Raw genomic sequence first — 16,461 nt, 5'->3', positions numbered from 1 at the left:
CGCCTCTCCTGTGCCTACCGCCGATGACACCGGCCATGATAGTCATGGAAGTGACTAGTCATGATTCTGACTATGCCGGACGCCCCCTGGACATCCCTGGAGAGTGCGCATGACCGCCGCAGACCGCTTTCGCGCCGCCGTCGACAACCGCGACCTGGCAGCTCTGGACGACCTGTTCACGGACGACATCCGCTTCTACAGCCCGGTGAAGTTCACGCCCTTCGAGGGCAAGCCGATGGTGCTGGGCCTCTTCCGGGTCCTGCTGCGCACCTTCGAGGACTTCCGCTACGTCGGCCAGTACGCCGGCACCGCGCAGACCAGCGCCGACGGCACCCCCGCGCCGTCGGCGATCCTGGTCTTCCGCGCCAAGGCGGGCGGCAAGGAGATCCACGGGATCGACCTGCTGCACTTCGACGACGACGGCCGGATCAAGGAGTTCACGGTCATGGTCCGGCCGCAGTCGGCGGTGCACGCGCTCGGCGAGGCCGTGCTGGCCGGCCTGGTCCAGGACGGCCTCGTACCGGCGCCGGCCGAACGCTAGGACGGGCCGGGCGCGCCCCGCCCTCCTGCGCCGCCGGCGCCGCCGCGCGCAGCGGACGCCAGGGCCCGGCGCCAGGCCATCACCCGGTCCGTGCCGAGCTGCGCGCGCCGCCGGCCAACGCCGGCCCGCCCCCGGTCGGCATGGTCACTCCCGCCCCGCTTCGTGGCGCCGGGCGCGGAGGGTCTCCAGCAGCCGCAGCCAGATCTCGCTGACCGTCGGATAGCTCGGCACCACGTGCCACAGGGTGGACACGGGGATCCTGCCCACGATCGCCGTGGTCGCCGAGTGCACGAGTTCGGCGATGCCCGCCCCGGCGAACGTCGCCCCCACCACCGTGTCGCTCGCGCGGTCGACGACGAGTTTGGCGCGCCCGCGGTAGTCCTCGCGCAGGACATACGTCCCGGCGAGCGCGGCGAGGTCGTACTCGACGACCTCCACGTCGACGCCGGCCTCGCGCGCCTGCGCCTCCGTCATCCCGGCGCTGCCGACCTCCGGGTCGGTGAAGACGACCTGGGGCAGCCCGACGTGCCCGGCGGCGGAGGAGGGGAGCTCGGCGGCGCCCCGGGCGCGTGCGGCGATGACCTCGCCCGCGATGCGGGCCTGGTACTTGCCCATGTGCGTGAGCAGCGCGCGGCCGCACACGTCGCCCACGGCGTAGAGCCAGTCGCCCGCCACTCCTCGCACGCACTGGTGGTCGTCCACGGGGAGGTTCCCGCCGGGGTCCAGGCCCACGGTGTCCAGTCCGATGTCCTCGGTGTCGGGCACCCGCCCGGTGGCAACGACCAGTTCGTCCGCGACGAGGACCGTGCCGTCGTCGAGCGTCACGGTGACCTCGCCGCCGTGGACGCGGCCGTGCCCGGTGCCGGCCGGATCCGACCGCTTCACCCGGGTGAAGTTCCGCCCCGGCAGCAGCCGTACGCCCGCTTCGCGCAGCGCCTCGCCGACGAGTTCGCCCGCGAAGGGCTCCTGCCGGGACAGCAGCCGGTCGCCGCGGTGCACCACCGACACCTCGCTCGCGCCCAGCCCGCGCAGCCAGGTGGCCGACTCGCAGGCGACCACGCCGCCGCCGAGGACCACCACCCGGCGCGGCACCTCGCGCATCGTGGTCACGTCGCGCGAGGTCCACGGCAGGGCCGCGCGCAGCCCGGGGACGTCCGGCACGGCCGCGCGGGAGCCGGTGTCGACGACCACGGCGTGGCGGGCCGTCAGCGTCCGGACCGAACCGTCCGGGCGGGTCACGTCGACGGTGCGCTCCCCCGCGAGCCGTCCGTAGCCGCGTACGACGTCGATGCCGGCGCCCAGGGCCCACGACACCTGCGAGCCGTCGTCGAGGTGATTGATCACGCGGTCCCGCCGGGCGAGGACCTCGGCGGCTCTCAACTCGGCCGTGACGCCCGGCAGATGGGCGGCCGCGTCGACCACCTCGACCGGCCGCAGCAGGGCCTTGCTGGGCATGCACGCCCAGTACGAGCACTCGCCGCCGAGCAGGGCGTCCTCGACCAGCACCGAGGACAGCCCGGAGAACTGACTCGCGTACTGGGCGGCGTTCTCGCCCGCCGCGGCGCCGCCGAGGACGATCACGTCCCACGCCGAGCGGTCCGGGTCCACGGTCGCTGCCATGCGGGTGCCTCCCGATGCCCTGGGGTGCGGTGACCGGCCGTGGTGCCGTCGGATGCGGCGGCCGCGCCGCATTCACGATAGTGCCCGGTCGCGGACCCGGCCCGTCGGCGGAGAATGGAGCGGGTCGGCGCCGGGCACGGCAGAACGGAGCGGCACCATGCGAGAGTTCCTGGTCGAGATCACCACCACCGTCCCGGAGGGCACCGCCGAGGAGGAGGTCGCACGGCGCAGGGCCGCCGAGGCGGTCCGCGCGAGGGAACTGGCCGGCAGCGGTCATCTGGCGCGCCTGTGGCGCCCGGTGGGAGAGCTGCGCAGCATCGGCGTCTGGCGGGCCGAGGACGAGACCGAACTCCAGGAGAAGGTGCTCGGCACGCTGCCGCTGCGTCCCTGGATGACCCTCACCGTCACCCCGCTGGAGTCCCACCCGAACGACCCCGGCAGGGCCTGGGACACGGGGTGACGGCTCGGCCCGTGCACCGGGCGGCCGCCGGGCTGCGGCGGGCCACGGCACCGCGCAGGATGGTCTGAGGTCTCGGGGACCCACAGCGAGAGGAAACCGGTCCGCCATGGACATGAGACTCGAGGTCGTGGTGATCCCGGTCGCCGACGTCGACCGCGCCAAGGACTTCTACGAGGGCCTGGGATGGCGGCTGGACGCCGACGTCGCCAAGGGCGACGACTTCCGCGTGGTACAGGTGACCCCGCCGGGCTCCCCGTGCTCGGTCATCTTCGGCACCGGGCTGACGTCTGCGGCGCCGGGCTCGGCCGAGGGCCTGCATCTCGTCGTACCCGACATCGAGACGGCGCGGGCCGAGGTGGCCGGCCGCGGGGTCGACGTGTCCGAGGTGTTCCACGACGCGGGCGGGGTGTTCCACCGCGCCGGGACCGAGGGCCGGGTGCCCGGTCCGGACCCGGAGCGCCAGAGCTACGGCTCGTTCGCCTCGTTCAGCGATCCGGACGGCAACGGCTGGGTGCTGCAGGAGATCACGACGCGGCTGCCTGGCCGGTGAGGCCGGCGGCACGCGCGTGACCCTCCGGGTGACCGCGTAGGCGCAAACTCACCGGGTGCTCGGCGGGAACAGCGCGAGCTGGTCCTTGACCCAGGGGTCGAACACCGCCGCCCGCTTCGCCAGGGCCGGCTCGAACTCCGCCAGCTGCCCGGCCACCCAGGGGTCGATGTGCTGGTGTGCGGGTTGCCGTGGGGAGGAATGGTGGCCGGCGGCTGCCGGGGCGGTCGTAGCAGGGGTCGTCGCAGCAGGGACGGTCGCAGGGGTGGCCGCCGCCGCGGCGGAGCCGCCGGTGGCCAGCAGCATCCCGCCCGCGGTCACCGCCGGCAGGCCCACGGTCGCCAGGCGTCGCATCAGCATCCTCATTGATCTCTCCTTCCTTCGCATCCCTCACAGCCCACCGGGGTGCGGCTGAACGGAATGTCCGGTCCGGGCGCCTACCCCACCCCCATGCGCCTCACTCATCTCACCTGCGGTCCGTGTCCCGGTTGCGGGTCACCGGGCCGCGCCGTGTACTGAGGGCACGGGCCCGCCCGGGTCACGTCCCGCCGGCCACCGCGCGGAGGAGCGCACGTGTTCCCACTCGCCCCCGCGCCGGAATCCCGCGACCGCCGCGTCCGGTCCTCCCGGCTCGTCCTCGCGCCGTGCTGAGTGTTCTGCTCGCCCTGCTCGCGGCGGTCGCGAACGCGCTGGCCTCGGTGCTGCAGCGCAAGGCGGCCCGGGACCGTCCGGAGAGCGAGAGCCTGAGCCTGCGGCTGATCTGGCATCTGCTGCACCGGCCCGTCTGGCTCGCCGGCATCCTCTCGATCATCGCCGGGTTCCTTCTGCAGGCCACGGCACTCAGCCACGGCGAGCTGTCGGTGGTGCAGCCGGTGCTGGTGATGGAACTGCCGGCGACCCTGCTGCTGGCGTCGCTGGTGTTCAGGAGCGGACTCGGCCTGAGGGAGTGGGGCGCGTCGGCGCTGATGGCCGCCGGGCTGGCCGGGCTGCTGTTCTTCCTCTCCCCGTCCAGCGGGTCCACCACGGACGTGGGCGGACTGCTCTGGGCGGTCGCGTCCGGGGTCAACGTGGCGGTGGTCGCCGCCCTCGTGGTGTGGGCGAGCCTCGCCGGACCGGGCGCTCGGAAGGCGGCGCTGCTGGGGGTGGCGACCGGGTGCACCTTCGGGTTCACGGCGGCCCTGATCAAGGGTCTGACGGTGCAGTTCACTCAAGGGTTCGCGGCGCTGTTCACCAGCTGGCAGCTCTACGCCATGATCGTGGCCGGCGCCGGGGCGATGTTCCTGCTGCAGTCCGCGATGCAGGCGGGGCGGCTGCTGGCCACCCAGCCGGGCCTGACCATGGCCGACCCGGTCGTCGCGATCATGTGGGGCGTCTTCGTCTTCGGCGAGGCGGTGCGCGGCGGCGTCTACATCGTGCTGTCGGTCGTCGCGGCGGCCGTCGTGGCCACCGGCGTCGTGATCCTGACCCGCTCCCCGCTCCTGACGGGCGAGAGCGGACGGAGCGAGCACGGGCAGGGCGGTGACGGGCAGGGCGGTGACGGGCAGGCAGAACAGGGACCGAGCGGGCACGGACAGAGCGGGCACGGACAGAGCGGGCGCGGGCGCGACGATCGGTGAGACGGCCCGGAGCCGGGGTCACACCGCCGCGCACCCGCCGGCTGTGCCCTGCCGGCCCCCGCCGGAGCCGGAGGCGGACCCCGCCGCGGAGCCGGACGGCAGGGCGAGGCGGACCGTGAGGCCCGAGTCGCCGGCGTGCGCGCCGGTGGCCCGGACGCCGGCGGGCAGCCCGGAGAGCGGGTAGGACCGTGGCTTGAGGCGCTCGGCCGCCGCGCTGTCGCCCGTGCCCGCGGGCAGCGCGTCGACCGGGACTGTACGGCCGAGGAAGGTGGCCGCGGTCGGGGTGACGACGAGTGACCCGGACCGTATCGCCACGCCCGCGTGGACGGTCACCGGCAGCCCGAGGGGCCCGGCCGCCGCGGTGAGCGTCAGGCCCTTGCCGTCGCCACCGAGTTTCCAGTCCGTGGCGCCGGTACGGTCGGTGCGCCCGAGGCGCCCGGCCAGCTGGTCGTAGGGAACGGTCACGACCGCGTCGCCGCCACGGGTGGTGCCGTCGGTCCGCACCCCGCGCAGATGGGCGCGCAGGCTCATGGACATGCCCTGGCGCTCCAGGTGCTCGGCGCGCACGTCCACGTCCCCGACGCCGCCGTTCAGCAGGCGCACCGCGGCGAGCGGGCTGTCGAGGGCGGCGTCCACGTCGCCCACGGGGGCGAGCCGGCAGGCGACCGCACGGCCGATGCGCTGTTCGGCGCGGTGGGTGACCAGGGCATCGGCACCGGCCAGCGACGCCGTGACGACGGCGACCGCCGAGACGGCGACGAGGAGGCGCGGGCGTCTCATGGGGCGGTGTGTCCGATCTGTCGCAGGATCTCGAAGGCCCGGGGAAGCATCACGTCCGGACGGTGGGTGCCGGCGGCGCGGCGCCCGCGCTGGGTGCGCAGCACGGCGCGGACGGTCCCGAGGGCCGCGCCGGCGACCACCGCGGCGTGCAGGTCGGCGTCGGGCGTCCCCTCGGGCAGGCGGTCCAGGACGAGCCGGGTCAGCCGCTCCTCGAACTCGGCGAAGGCCTGGATCAGACGGGCCGCGATCAGGTGCTCGGTCCCGTCCAGGGGGTGGGTGAGGGCGGTCAGGCTGGTGTTCCGGAACGGCTCGGCCGCCGCGAGCAGCGCGTGGTGGACGGCGTCGAGGGGCGGCTCGTCCGCCGGGCGCTGGGCGAGCGCCCGCTCGACCGCCGCGAAGAGTTCCACTCCGTCGGGCAGGAGCAGATCCTCCTTGCTGTCGTAGTAGCGGAAGAACGTGCGCGTGGAGACGTCGGCGCAGGCGGCGATGTCCGCGACGGTCGTCTCGGTGAAGCCCCGTTCGGCGAAGAGGCGGGCCGCGCAGGCGCGCAGCCGGCGGCGAGTCGCGTCCTTCTTGCGCTCGCGCAGGCCCGGGGGCGCGGCGGGCGGCTGCGGTGAGGGGTCGGGGGGCTCCGGCGACGCGGGCGGTGTGGGCATGGCTCCAGCATATACTGTCACCGATGCCAAATGGCACTCATGACACTTTCGGTCTACTGTCGCTCGGCAGCAGCCCCCTCTCCCCTCGCCGGAGGCCTCCCGTGCCCGAACCCGCTTCCGCACCCCCGTCCGGCACCACGGCGCCCGCGCCGACCACCGCCGGCACCGCCCCGCACTCCACCGACACCGCCTCGCCCTCCGGCGGCCTGGCCCGGCTCGGCGGCTGGTGCGCCCGCCGTCCGGTGGTGGTGATCGCCGCGTGGATACTGGCCCTGCTCGCGGCACTGGCCGGCCGGCACGTCGTGGCGCCCACGTTCAGCGACCAGGTGAGCCTGCCGGGCACGCGGTCCAGCACCGGCGCCGATCTGCTCGCCGCCCACGAACCCGCCGCCGGCGCCGCGAGCGGCCGCGTGGTGTTCCACGGCGACGGCGCCTCCCTGGCCTCCGACCCCTCGGTGACCCGCTCGGTGTCCGGCCTGACGCACCTGCCGCACGTCACCTCGGTCTCCGACCCGGTGGTCAGCGCCGACGGCCGCACCGCCTACGTCACCGTCCGCTTCGACGTCCAGGCGAGGACCCTCGGGCACGGCTACACCGGGCAACTGGACGAGGCGACACGTCCCGCCCGCGACGCCCACCGCCAGGTCGCCTACGGCGGTGACCTCGACCAGGTCACCAGGGCCCCCGCCGACGACCGGGCCAGCGAACTCGTCGGTGTGGCGGCCGCGTTGCTCGTGCTGCTCCTGGCGTTCGGCAGCGTCCTGGCGGCGCTGCTGCCTCTGACTGCGGCACTGGTCGCGGTCGGCACCGGGCTGGGCGTCGTCGGTGTCGTCGCCGGCGTCGTCTCCTTCGCCACCGCCGCCCCCACCCTTGCCACCATGCTCGGTCTCGGCGTGGGCATCGACTACGCCCTGTTCCTGACCACCCGCTTCCGTCAGGAACTCATGGACGGACGGGACCCGGCCACCGCGGCCGCCCGCACCACGGCGAGCGGCGGACGCGCCGTGCTGGTCGCCGCGGTCACCGTCATCGTGGCCATGCTCGGCCTGTACGCGTCCGGGCTGACGTTCATCGGCAAGCTCGGCCTCGCCGCCTGCCTCGCCGTGGCGGTCACCGCGACCGCCGCCGTGACCCTCGTACCCGCCGCCCTCGGCCTGACCGGCCGCCGCATCGACCGGTTCGCCCTGCGCCGTCCCGTCGCCGAGACCGGTGGCGAGCGCGACGGCTGGCACCGGCACGCGGACCGCGTCGCCCGGCACCCCTGGCGCTACCTCGCCGTGGGCACCGCCGTGCTGGTCCTGCTCGCGGTGCCCGCGCTGTCGATGCGCCTGGGCCATGTCGACGCGAGCGCCGATCCGGCCGGGACCACCAGCCGCACCGCCTACGACCTGGTCGCCGACGCGAGCGGCCCCGGTTTCGGGCCGGGCGCCAACGCTCCCCTGACGGTCGTGGTCGACCTCGGCACCGGCCACTCCAGCGCAGGCGACCTCGGACCCGCCCTGCAACAGACGCTCCGGGCCGCTCCGGACGTCGCCGAGGTCGCCGCGTTTCGGCCCAGCCCCGACGGCAGGCTCCTGACCAGCACCGTCACACCGGTCCACGGCCCGCAGGACGCTTCCACGAGCGCCCTGGTGACCCGTCTGACCGACGACACCCTGCCCACCGCGCTGCGCGGCACCACCGCCCACGGATACGTCACCGGCGCCACCGCCGCCCAGACCGACTTCCGCGACACCGTCCGGCAGCGCCTGCCGGTCATCGTCGCCACCGTGCTCGCCGCGGCGTTCCTGCTGCTGATGACCGTCTTCCGCAGCCTGGTGATCCCGCTCAAGGCGGCCCTGCTCAACCTGGCCACCACCGCGGCCAGTTACGGGGTGCTCACCGCCGTCTTCCAATGGGGCTGGGGCGGCGGACTGCTCGGGCTGCACGAGCCGGTGCCCATCGAGTCGTACGTCCCGATGATGATGTTCGCCATCGTCTTCGGGCTCTCCATGGACTACGAGATCTTCCTGCTGTCCCGGATCGCCGACGTCCGGCGCGCCGGAGCCGACAACACGCGTGCCGTAGGCGCCGGGCTGGCGGGCACGGGCCGCGTCATCTCCAGCGCCGCCCTCATCATGACCGCGGTCTTCCTGTCCTTCAGCGCCTCACCGACCGTCGTCGTCAAGATGCTCGCCCTCGGCCTCGCCGTCAGTGTCGTCCTCGACGCCACACTGGTACGGCTCGTCCTCGTGCCGTCGAGCATGTTCCTGCTCGGCCGGGCCAACTGGTGGCTCCCCGGCTGGCTCGACCGGCGTCTTCCCCACCTGGAGGCGTGAGAGCGGCGGGCGCGGTTCACCGGGGCCGGCGGGAACGGGTGGCGCCGAAGTGTGTCTCGTGCGTCCAGACATGCGTGCACGACGGGCACTGCAGATGCAGCAGGCTGCCGGTGTTCGACAGCAGGTAGCGCCAGTGCCGCGTGCAGCCGCGCCCCTGCTCGCACCGCTCGCAGCCGCTGCGGGCGGCGCAGTTCGGGCAGGCCACCCAGGCGCGGCGGCCGGCGTCGGCCTGCGGGTCAAGCGGCAGCATCGCGGCCGCCTCTGCGCGGGAGCACACCGGCGGCCACCAGCTCGTCGTGGATCCGCTGCTGCTCCGGGCTCAGGCCGGAGTACAGCAGGTCGTACGCCTCTTCCTCACCGCGCATCGCCGCCACGGGATCCCAGTCGGAGCCCAGCGCGGCGAGCACGTGGGTGCGCCGGAGCATCTCGTGCGCGTCCAGGTCGAAGCTGAAGTCGGCCGGTGGGGCAGGTGTGTCCGACGGGACCGGCTGGGCCGGTTCGCCGGGAGGGACGGGGCCGTGGGAGGACATGCCATCGAACGTAGGTAGCCCTTACTCGCCTGGGCAAGGGCAGGTGGGAGAAGTCACAGGTGACGGAGGCGCGGGTCCGGAGGGCGTGGGTCCTGTAGGCACGGCCCCGCATGCGTCAGTGCGCGGTGGCGCAGTCGCGCCAGGCCGCGCTCAGGGCGCGGGGGATCTGCGGGATGTCCGCGCAGCCGTGCGGGCCGGGCGGGAAGCCGTCGCCGGTGACATAGACCCAGGTGCCGTCGGCGGTGGTGCGGAAGTACTTCCGCGTACTTCCCTCGTCCTGCATGGCCACGAGCTCGCCGTAGCCGGCCTCGGCGGTGGGCCGGAACGGCGTGGCCGCGTAGCGCACGGCGCCGCACTGGCCGTAGAAGAACTGTCCCGGCAGCGGAACGATGTGGACGAAGCGGGGGAAAGCGCGCCGGTAGGCCGCTGTGACGGCGGACTTCACCGCGCTGCCGGCGGCCAGGTTGCGGCATCCGGCGGGGACGGCGGGCGGACGGCTCGAGGGCGTCCGCGTCGCGGCCCTGACCGGCGCGGACGCGGACGCCGAGGACGCGGACGGCCGGGCGGAGGTGCTCGCGGTGGACGTGACGGAGGCCGAGGCGGAGGCCGGCGGGGCGGGGGTGGACGAGGCGGTATCCGGTGAGGACGACGGGGCCACCGTGGCGGAGGGTGCGGAACCGGAGGCGGTTCCATGCCCGTCCTGGCACCCGGTCAGCAGCAGTACGCCACCCATGAGCACCGCCACCGGCAGGCCTCTGACACCGGGCATGGGACCTCTCCTCTTCCACCGCCAAGGCCCCGGCCGGCTGCGGCGCGGCCCGGGCACACGGCGTCCGTGCACCCCGGCCGCCGCGTCACTGCTATGACACCGGACCCCCCTCGGGGGTTGCGGGCCCACGGACAAGGACCGGTAACGGTTTCGCATCCGGCGGCAGTCACGCATGGTCACCATGCGGGCCGCACCTCACCAGGCTCGGCAACACTCGCACGGGCGAGATCACCGGTACGGGCGAGACCGGTCTCCCCCGCCGCCGTCCCACCACCGCCGACCGCCCCTCACGGCAGGCGTCAGCGGTCACCTCCGACGCCGACCGCGGCGAGCCACGCCTCCACCGCCCTGCCGATGTCCGTCATCGTCTCGCACGAGGTCACCGTCCCGCGCCCACCGCCGCCCACCGCGGCCGCCTGCCCGGGTCCGGAGGCCGGACCGTGACCACCGTGCGCCCCGGGCCTCGTGCCGAAGGCCTCGAAGGCGTCCAGGGCCAGCGGGTGGGGCCCCGAAAGTCTCCGTGCCGTCATCCGCACCCAGCGCGCCGGCACCGGTCCGCCCGGCTGGATGTCGACCACGCCGCCGGTCCCGGCGGCGGTGCGGTACACGCTCCTCCACAGGGAACGGTCGAGGGAGGTCTCCACGACGAACTCCGTCGCGTAACTCACTGGCGCCGCACGGCAGACGGCCTCTCCCTCCCCTCCCGGCGGCGCGAACACCGGGACGCTCCCGTCGGCCCCGAAAACCAGCCGGATCCAGTCGACCCGGCAGGGCGCCCGCAGGTCCAGGCAGAGGCTCCGCGGCCGGTGGAGGTCGGTCTCCACCGCGCCGAAGGCGAAGCCGGCCAGCAGCGCGGAGTCGGTGGCGACCGCGAAGCGCCGGGAGGGGCGATACGCGGGACTCGCCTGGTCGGCCATGCGGGTCGTCCAATCACGGATCGGCTGTGACAACGTTGTCACATGCTGGTTCGGTCCGCCGCCCCATGTCAAGCCTCCCGGCGTCAGGAGGGATCGGTTTCGCTCAGGGCCTCGCGGATGGCCTGGAGGGAAGCGGTCAGGCGGGTGTAGTCCTCGCGGTCCAGCGGTGCGACGAAGTAGCGCTCGACCACGTCCGCGTGCACGGCCGCCGCCCGGAGGAACACGGCACGGCCCTGGCGCGTCGGCTCCACCAGGACGCTTCTGCGGTCCTCCGGGGAAGGCACCCGGCGCACCAGTCCGGCCTCCTCCATGCGGTCGATCAGGCGGGTGACGCCGCCGCTGGTGAGGGTGAGGTCGTCGGCGAGCCGGCGCTGGGTGACGTCCTCGCCGGGCCGCCGGCAGAGCCTGATGAACACCTCGAACATGGTGTGGCTGATCCCGCACTCCGCGCGCAGCGCGGTGTCGATGCGCTGCTCGATGAGGGTGGCGGCCTTGATGAGCAGCCCGAAGTCGCGCACGAGCCCGCTGCCGGCGGCGCGGGCGGCCTGGTCGTCCCGCCGGGGCGCGGCGTTCATCTGCCTGAGTCCTCTCCACCGGCCGGCCCGCCACCGGGGCCGCTCCCCGCGAGCCTACTGCCTGCCCATCCACCGCCTGCCCATCACCGACCGCCCATCCGCTGCCCGCCATCCGCCGGCCACTCACTCGCTTACATCTCAATTACTGAGCACTCAATTGCTGAGCAGTCAGCGAAATTCTATGGTGTCCCCGTGTACGTCCGGAGAGAGGGAGATCCGTGGACCTGAAGCACTGGCTCGGCCGAGCCACCGACGCGATACAGGAGTGGGCGGGCACCTTCGGCCCGTACCGGCCGCACCCGGCACTCGACGTGGACGACGACCGGTTCGCGGTGGTCTTCGAGGAGTTCACGGGACGACTGAAGGACAACTACCCCTTCTTCCACCCGTCCTACGTGGGCCAGATGCTCAAGCCCCCGCACCCCGCGGCCGTGGCCGGCTATCTGACCGCCATGCTGATCAACCCCAACAACCACGCCCTGGACGGCGGTCCGGCCACCGCCCGCATGGAGCGCGAGGCCGTGGCGGCCCTCGCCGCGATGTTCGGCTTCGGCACCCACCTCGGCCATCTGACCACCAGCGGCACGATCGCCAACCTGGAGGCGCTGTTCGTCGCCCGCGAACTCCACCCCGGCCAGGGCGTCGCGTACAGCGAGGACGCCCACTACACCCACGGCCGGATGTGCCGTGTCCTCGGCGTCGAGGGGTGGCCCGTGCCCACCGACGGCAGCGGCCGTATGGACCTCGCCGCCCTGGAGGAGCTGCTGCGCACCGGACGGGTGGGCACCGTCGTCCTCACGGCGGGCACCACCGGACTGGGCGCCGTCGACCCCGTCGACGAGGCGCTGGTCCTCAAGGAGCGCTACGGCGTCCGCCTCCACGTCGACGCCGCCTACGGCGGCTTCTTCACCCTGCTCGCGGGCGCCGAAGGGGCCGAGGGGCTCCCGGCCGGGCCGTGGCGGTCGATCGCGCGGTGCGACTCGGTCGTCGTCGACCCCCACAAGCACGGCCTCCAGCCGTACGGCTGCGGCGCGGTCCTCTTCCGCGACCCCGACGTCGGGCGCTTCTACCTGCACGACTCGCCGTACACATACTTCACCTCCGACGAGCTGCACCTCGGGGAGATCAGCCTGGAGTGCTCGCGCGCCGGCGCCTCGGCCGCCGCCCTGTGGCTCACCTTCCAGCTGCTCCCGCCCACGCCCGAAGGGCTCGGCAGCGTCCTGGCGGCGGGCCGGCGGGCCGCGCTGAAGTGGGCCGGCCTGATCACCGAGTCGGGCGTGCTGGAGCTCTACCAGCCGCCCCAGCTCGACATCGTCAGCTACTTCCCCGTGACCGATCCGGTCTCGCTGTCCGCCGTGGACGCGGCGTCCGCGCGCGTCCTCGCGGACGGCATGAACGGTCCCGACCCGGTGTTCCTGAGCACGCTCAAGGCCGGCCGCGAGGCCTTCGCCGTCCGCCACCCGGGGACGGCGGCCGACGCCGACGGCGCCCGCGTCCTGCGCAGCGTCCTGATGAAGCCGGAGTCGGAGCAGTACGTCGAGCGCGTCCACGAGCGGGTCGAACTGCTCGCCGGGGCGGCGGCGACCGCGCCCGGCGCTACCGGGCGAGGAACGGCAAGAGCCGGGCGGTGAGTTGGGCGGGCGCGTCCAGCGCGACGAGGTGCGCGGCGGTGGCGAACTCGACGAGCTCGGCGTCCGGGATGGCGGCGGCGTAGCGCCGGGCGATGTCCTGGAAGTCGGGGACGTCGAGCCTGCCGATGCCGACGAGGGCGGGGACGCGGACGGCGGCGGGGTCGCCGCCGGTCGCGCCCCGGGAGTGCCGGGCCACCGCGTCCTGGTTCACCAGCGACGTGCGCATCGGTTCGCGCAGGAGGCCGGCCAGCTCCGCGCCGACGTCCTCCCAGTCGCGGGCCGGGCCGCGCAGCCACATGTCCAGGTTCACGCGGACGGCGGCGTCCAGGTCCCCCGCGGCCAGGGCCGCCGTCTCCGCCTCGTCGTAGGCGACCATGTCCGCGGACCAGTCGTAACCGGGCCATGGCGGGGCGATCATTGCCAGGGAGTGCACCCGCCGCGGATGGGCGAGCGTGAAGTCCAGGGCCACACGGCCGCCCCAGGACGCGCCGACGAGACGGACCCGGGAGTGGCCGAGGTGGTCCAGGAGGCGGCACAGGTCGTCGGTCTCGCTGAACGGGCCGGACGGCGGGGCGGATTCGCCGAAGCCGCGCAGGTCGTAGCGGATGACGGTGTGCCGTTCCGCCAGGCCGGGCGCGACGGCGTCCCACATGCGGTGGTCGGCGACTCCCGCGTGGACGAGCACCACGGGCGGGCCGTCGCCGGAGACGGCATAGGAGAGGTGGCCGAGATCGTCGGCGAGTGCGAGCATTCGCGGATGTTCGCAGATCCGCGGCTCAGGCGCCATCCGAATAAACGGGGCTGAGGGCGGGCGGGGTGGTCCGGCCGGTCAGCGGTTGGCGGGGGGTGCCGTTCCGGCCAGGCGGGAGCCCGCGGGCGTGCGCCGGTAGAGGACGGCGCGGCCGGAGCGGGCACGGGTGACCAGACCGGACCGGTGCAGGACTCCCAGGTGGTAGGAGACCGTGGCCGGGCTGAGGAAGTGGCGCTCGGCGAGCTGGGCGGTGGAGGCCGGGCTCCCGAGCGCGGTGAGCAGGCCGGCGCGCGTGGGTCCGAGCAGCCGGGCCAGTTCGGCGGACGCGGACGCCGGGGCGGTCGCCGGATGACGTACGGGATAGGCGACCATGGGCGGCCGCCGTCCGCCGCGCACCGGGTCCACGGCGACGCCGGGCCGGGCCGCCACCAGGGAGGGCACCACGATCACCAGCGGCACGGAGCGCTCCATGGTGAACCGGCTGTCGATGCGCAGGGTGCCGTCGGACCACGCGATGCCGGGATGCAGGGTGTCGAAGAGGCCGGCCGCGCCGCGCCGGGCCAGCACGCCCGCGCAGCGGTCGACCTCCGCCTCCAGCGCGGCCCGGGCCGCCTCCCAGTGCGGGGCGAAGGCCAGGTCCCAGTAGCGCCGTAACTCCTGGGCGGCCTGCCGGGCGACGTACGCGCCGCCCCTGCCCATCGACTGCCGGAGATCCGGGGGGAGTTCGGTCCCCGCCAGACCCACGCAGGGGTGTCCGCCGCGCAGTGCCTCCAGTTCGCCGAGGACGCGCTCGGGCGGGGTGTCCCGGACCCGCTCCAGTTCCTCCTCGACGGTGGGCGAGGGGCCGGACGGGTGCGGGCTGAGGAAGTCGGGGACGTAGCCGCCGTTGTCCAGGGCCAGCGCGGACAGCAGCGGCAGCCGGGCCCTGCGCAGCACCCGCCGGGCGCGCGCGACCCATGGATCGGCGTGCGTGGCCGGGCGCAGTCCCCAGGGGAGGAGGGTCGCGGCCACCTCGTGGAGGGGCGAGACCGCGAAGCGGGACCGTGCCAGACCCGTTGCGTCCACGGTGAGCTCGATCATTGCCCTCTCTCTGCCGCCGCCCCCGCGTTCCTTCGAACGTGCTCGAATCGTCGCACGGACGCTCGCCCCCGCACGCCCCCTCGGCGCAGCCTGGTGCCGACCAGCAGGCGGACGGCGGACAGGGGACACAGGGGTGCGGGGTATGCCTGAGGTGTGGGGGATGCGGGGGATTCGGCGGCTGCGGGAGACTCCGGGAACGCCGGGCGCGACGGCCCACCGGCCGGAGCGGGGGCGGCGCGGCCCCGCGGCGCTGGGGGCGGTCGCGCTGGCCGCCGCCGGCGCGCTGCTGGTGCCGGGGACGACTCCGTCCGCGGCACAGGGCCGGGCGGCCGCGGCGCCGGCGGGGAGAAGCGGGGGGCTTTCCGGCGCCGCGGCCTGCCCCGGCGTCGAGGGCTTCACCTGCGCGACCCTGACCGTCCCGCTGGACCACTCCGGCGGCACGCCGGGCCGGCTGGGCCTGAAGGTCGCCATGGCGGACAACGTGCGCGCACCCAAGGGTGTGCTGCTGTTCCTCACGGGCGGGCCCGGGCAGCCGGGGGTGCCGTTCGTGCAGGGGCTGAGCCGGAAGCTGGCCCCGGTGCTCAAGGACTACCGCCTGGTGATGATCGACCAGCGCGGTACCGGCGCGGGCGCACTCCAATGCCCGCGGTTGCAGCAGGAGATGGGCTCCTCCGACCTCACACCGCCCACCGCGCGGGCGGTCACGGACTGCGCCGCGGCCATCGGCGGCGACCGCCGCTTCTACGGCACCACCGACACGGTCGGCGACCTGGAACTGCTGCGCCGGGCGCTGGGCGTGCGCCGGATGACGCTCGACGGCGTCTCGTACGGCACGTACACCGCCGAACGGTACGCGCTGGCGCACCCGGGGCACGTGGCACGGCTCGTCCTGGACTCGGTGGTGCCGCAGACCGGTTATGACCCGATGGACCGGGCCGCGATGCGCGCGGCGCCGCGTGTCCTGACGGCGGCCTGCCGGGCAACCGGCTGCGCCACCGACCCGGCGGCGGACCTGGCCGAGGTGGTCGAGCGGTACCGCGACGGCGCGGACGTACTGGACGCCCTGACGACCTGGGAGTTCGTGGACCCCGACTACGCCGCGGTGATCGACGCGCTGCACAGGGCGGCGAACGGCGACCCCGGTCCGCTCCAGGGCCTGATCGCGGGCGTGCGGCAGGGCGGCGCGGCCACGGCGGAGGAACTGAGCCAGGGGCTGCACGCCTCCACGCTGTGCCTGGACGGGCGCTACCCGTGGGGCCGGGCCGACGCCCCGGTGGCCGGGCGGCGCGCGGCGCTGGAGAAGGCGGGCGCGCGGCTGACACCGGCCGACTACGGCCCCTTCGACTCGGCCACCGCGACGGGCCTCGGCTCCATGCTCAGCTGCCTGTACTGGCCGCGCACCCCAGTGCGGCCACTGCCCTCGCCCCACCGCAGGCTGCCGGGCGTACCGGTGCTGCTGCTCGGCGGGGACCGTGACCTGTCGACACCGCTGGAGTGGCTCTACGACCAGAAGAGGCTGACCCCTCGCGCCAAGGTCGTGGTGGTCCCGGGGGCCGCGCACTCGGTGCAGAACAGGGCGGCCGACGACAAGGGCCGCCAGGCGGTGTACGACTTCCTGCTCGGACGCTGAGAACCGGACACTCCTGCCGGGGTGCCTCAGAAACCGCTCA

The 16,461-nt window shown here is 74.4% G+C and carries 18 protein-coding genes; 7 read left to right on the top strand and 11 right to left on the bottom strand.

Annotated features, from left to right (window positions below; translation table 11 throughout):
• Positions 1-109 precede the first annotated feature (109 nt).
• Positions 110-541: a nuclear transport factor 2 family protein gene (locus IE249_RS11345; RefSeq protein ID WP_189704665.1), complete on the top strand. Its 432-nt coding sequence runs from the start codon at positions 110-112 to the stop codon at positions 539-541.
• 144 nt (positions 542-685) lie between these two features.
• On the opposite strand, the gene IE249_RS11340 is transcribed toward IE249_RS11345, so the two are convergent.
• Positions 686-2,161, bottom strand: coding sequence for a dihydrolipoyl dehydrogenase family protein (locus tag IE249_RS11340; protein ID WP_189704664.1), 1,476 nt, complete (start codon positions 2,159-2,161; stop codon positions 686-688).
• A gap of 157 nt (positions 2,162-2,318) precedes the next feature.
• Between IE249_RS11340 and IE249_RS11335 the strand changes: the two genes are divergently transcribed.
• Together IE249_RS11335 and IE249_RS11330 are read left to right on the top strand one after the other, a co-directional pair.
• On the top strand, positions 2,319-2,621 hold the full coding sequence (locus IE249_RS11335) for a muconolactone Delta-isomerase family protein (protein ID WP_189704663.1): 303 nt from the start codon (positions 2,319-2,321) through the stop codon (positions 2,619-2,621).
• Positions 2,622-2,727: 106 nt separating this feature from the next.
• Positions 2,728-3,171, top strand: coding sequence for a VOC family protein (locus IE249_RS11330; protein WP_189704662.1), 444 nt, complete (start codon positions 2,728-2,730; stop codon positions 3,169-3,171).
• A 48-nt stretch (positions 3,172-3,219) separates the two neighbouring features.
• On the opposite strand, the gene IE249_RS11325 is transcribed toward IE249_RS11330, so the two are convergent.
• Positions 3,220-3,534 (bottom strand): hypothetical protein, encoded by a 315-nt coding sequence (locus IE249_RS11325; protein ID WP_189704661.1) that lies wholly within the window; start codon positions 3,532-3,534, stop codon positions 3,220-3,222.
• A 278-nt stretch (positions 3,535-3,812) separates the two neighbouring features.
• Here IE249_RS11325 and IE249_RS11320 point away from each other — a divergent pair, with 278 nt between their 5' ends.
• Positions 3,813-4,784 carry a DMT family transporter gene (locus tag IE249_RS11320; protein WP_189704660.1) on the top strand — a complete coding sequence of 324 codons (972 nt, stop codon included), beginning with the start codon at positions 3,813-3,815 and terminating at the stop codon, positions 4,782-4,784.
• Positions 4,785-4,802: 18 nt separating this feature from the next.
• On the opposite strand, the gene IE249_RS11315 is transcribed toward IE249_RS11320, so the two are convergent.
• Together IE249_RS11315 and IE249_RS11310 are read right to left on the bottom strand one after the other, a co-directional pair.
• Complete coding sequence (locus tag IE249_RS11315; protein WP_189704659.1) at positions 4,803-5,564, bottom strand: LmeA family phospholipid-binding protein; 762 nt, start codon at positions 5,562-5,564, stop codon at positions 4,803-4,805.
• Positions 5,561-6,220, bottom strand: coding sequence for a TetR/AcrR family transcriptional regulator (locus IE249_RS11310; protein WP_189704658.1), 660 nt, complete (start codon positions 6,218-6,220; stop codon positions 5,561-5,563). The genes IE249_RS11315 and IE249_RS11310 overlap by 4 nt, the downstream gene beginning before the upstream one ends.
• A gap of 101 nt (positions 6,221-6,321) precedes the next feature.
• Between IE249_RS11310 and IE249_RS11305 the strand changes: the two genes are divergently transcribed.
• Complete coding sequence (locus IE249_RS11305) at positions 6,322-8,538, top strand: MMPL family transporter (protein ID WP_229858131.1); 2,217 nt, start codon at positions 6,322-6,324, stop codon at positions 8,536-8,538.
• 16 nt (positions 8,539-8,554) lie between these two features.
• Here the strand turns inward: IE249_RS11305 and IE249_RS11300 are convergent, their stop codons facing one another.
• The 5 genes from IE249_RS11300 to IE249_RS11280 form a co-directional block, all read right to left on the bottom strand.
• A complete protein-coding gene (locus IE249_RS11300) occupies positions 8,555-8,788 on the bottom strand; it encodes a hypothetical protein (RefSeq protein ID WP_189704656.1) in 234 nt (77 codons plus the stop codon).
• Positions 8,775-9,068: a DUF6400 family protein gene (locus IE249_RS11295; RefSeq protein ID WP_189704655.1), complete on the bottom strand. Its 294-nt coding sequence runs from the start codon at positions 9,066-9,068 to the stop codon at positions 8,775-8,777. The genes IE249_RS11300 and IE249_RS11295 overlap by 14 nt, the downstream gene beginning before the upstream one ends.
• Positions 9,069-9,183: 115 nt before the next feature.
• A complete protein-coding gene (locus IE249_RS11290) occupies positions 9,184-9,837 on the bottom strand; it encodes a hypothetical protein (protein ID WP_189704654.1) in 654 nt (217 codons plus the stop codon).
• Between the two features lie 299 nt (positions 9,838-10,136).
• On the bottom strand, positions 10,137-10,754 hold the full coding sequence (locus IE249_RS11285; protein WP_189704653.1) for a hypothetical protein: 618 nt from the start codon (positions 10,752-10,754) through the stop codon (positions 10,137-10,139).
• Positions 10,755-10,837: 83 nt separating this feature from the next.
• Positions 10,838-11,329, bottom strand: coding sequence for a MarR family winged helix-turn-helix transcriptional regulator (locus IE249_RS11280; RefSeq protein ID WP_189704652.1), 492 nt, complete (start codon positions 11,327-11,329; stop codon positions 10,838-10,840).
• A gap of 218 nt (positions 11,330-11,547) precedes the next feature.
• Here IE249_RS11280 and IE249_RS11275 point away from each other — a divergent pair, with 218 nt between their 5' ends.
• A complete protein-coding gene (locus tag IE249_RS11275) occupies positions 11,548-12,960 on the top strand; it encodes a pyridoxal phosphate-dependent decarboxylase family protein (RefSeq protein ID WP_189704651.1) in 1,413 nt (470 codons plus the stop codon).
• On the opposite strand, the gene IE249_RS11270 is transcribed toward IE249_RS11275, so the two are convergent.
• Positions 12,926-13,711 (bottom strand): alpha/beta fold hydrolase, encoded by a 786-nt coding sequence (locus IE249_RS11270; RefSeq protein ID WP_189704650.1) that lies wholly within the window; start codon positions 13,709-13,711, stop codon positions 12,926-12,928. The genes IE249_RS11275 and IE249_RS11270 overlap by 35 nt on opposite strands.
• A 78-nt stretch (positions 13,712-13,789) precedes the next feature.
• The gene (locus tag IE249_RS11265) at positions 13,790-14,791 is read right to left on the bottom strand and encodes an ArsR/SmtB family transcription factor (protein ID WP_189704649.1); all 1,002 of its coding nucleotides are present in this window, start codon (positions 14,789-14,791) and stop codon (positions 13,790-13,792) included.
• A 160-nt stretch (positions 14,792-14,951) separates the two neighbouring features.
• On the opposite strand from IE249_RS11265, the gene IE249_RS11260 reads away from it, so the two are divergent.
• Entirely contained in the window at positions 14,952-16,421 is a 1,470-nt protein-coding gene (locus IE249_RS11260; protein WP_189704648.1) for an alpha/beta fold hydrolase, read from the top strand.
• Positions 16,422-16,461: the final 40 nt, after the last annotated feature.

It is taken from the genome of Streptomyces anandii JCM 4720 (genome assembly GCF_014650655.1).
In the GTDB taxonomy this organism is placed as follows: domain Bacteria; phylum Actinomycetota; class Actinomycetes; order Streptomycetales; family Streptomycetaceae; genus Streptomyces; species Streptomyces anandii.
This window is presented reverse-complemented; position numbering and strand designations above follow the sequence as displayed.

Excerpts from the sequence above, each read along its gene's own strand:
- IE249_RS11330 (WP_189704662.1), top strand. The coding sequence starts at position 2,728 with ATGGACATGAGACTCGAGGTCGTGGTGATCCCGGTCGCCGACGTCGAC.
- IE249_RS11300 (WP_189704656.1), bottom strand. The coding sequence starts at position 8,788 with ATGCTGCCGCTTGACCCGCAGGCCGACGCCGGCCGCCGCGCCTGGGTG.
- IE249_RS11285 (WP_189704653.1), bottom strand. The coding sequence starts at position 10,754 with ATGGCCGACCAGGCGAGTCCCGCGTATCGCCCCTCCCGGCGCTTCGCG.
- IE249_RS11280 (WP_189704652.1), bottom strand. The coding sequence starts at position 11,329 with ATGAACGCCGCGCCCCGGCGGGACGACCAGGCCGCCCGCGCCGCCGGC.
- IE249_RS11270 (WP_189704650.1), bottom strand. The coding sequence starts at position 13,711 with ATGCTCGCACTCGCCGACGATCTCGGCCACCTCTCCTATGCCGTCTCC.
- IE249_RS11290 (WP_189704654.1), bottom strand. The coding sequence starts at position 9,837 with ATGCCCGGTGTCAGAGGCCTGCCGGTGGCGGTGCTCATGGGTGGCGTA.
- IE249_RS11315 (WP_189704659.1), bottom strand. The coding sequence starts at position 5,564 with ATGAGACGCCCGCGCCTCCTCGTCGCCGTCTCGGCGGTCGCCGTCGTC.
- IE249_RS11260 (WP_189704648.1), top strand. The coding sequence starts at position 14,952 with ATGCGGGGGATTCGGCGGCTGCGGGAGACTCCGGGAACGCCGGGCGCG.
- IE249_RS11345 (WP_189704665.1), top strand. The coding sequence starts at position 110 with ATGACCGCCGCAGACCGCTTTCGCGCCGCCGTCGACAACCGCGACCTG.
- IE249_RS11335 (WP_189704663.1), top strand. The coding sequence starts at position 2,319 with ATGCGAGAGTTCCTGGTCGAGATCACCACCACCGTCCCGGAGGGCACC.
- IE249_RS11340 (WP_189704664.1), bottom strand. The coding sequence starts at position 2,161 with ATGGCAGCGACCGTGGACCCGGACCGCTCGGCGTGGGACGTGATCGTC.
- IE249_RS11325 (WP_189704661.1), bottom strand. The coding sequence starts at position 3,534 with ATGAGGATGCTGATGCGACGCCTGGCGACCGTGGGCCTGCCGGCGGTG.
- IE249_RS11265 (WP_189704649.1), bottom strand. The coding sequence starts at position 14,791 with ATGATCGAGCTCACCGTGGACGCAACGGGTCTGGCACGGTCCCGCTTC.
- IE249_RS11310 (WP_189704658.1), bottom strand. The coding sequence starts at position 6,220 with ATGCCCACACCGCCCGCGTCGCCGGAGCCCCCCGACCCCTCACCGCAG.
- IE249_RS11295 (WP_189704655.1), bottom strand. The coding sequence starts at position 9,068 with ATGTCCTCCCACGGCCCCGTCCCTCCCGGCGAACCGGCCCAGCCGGTC.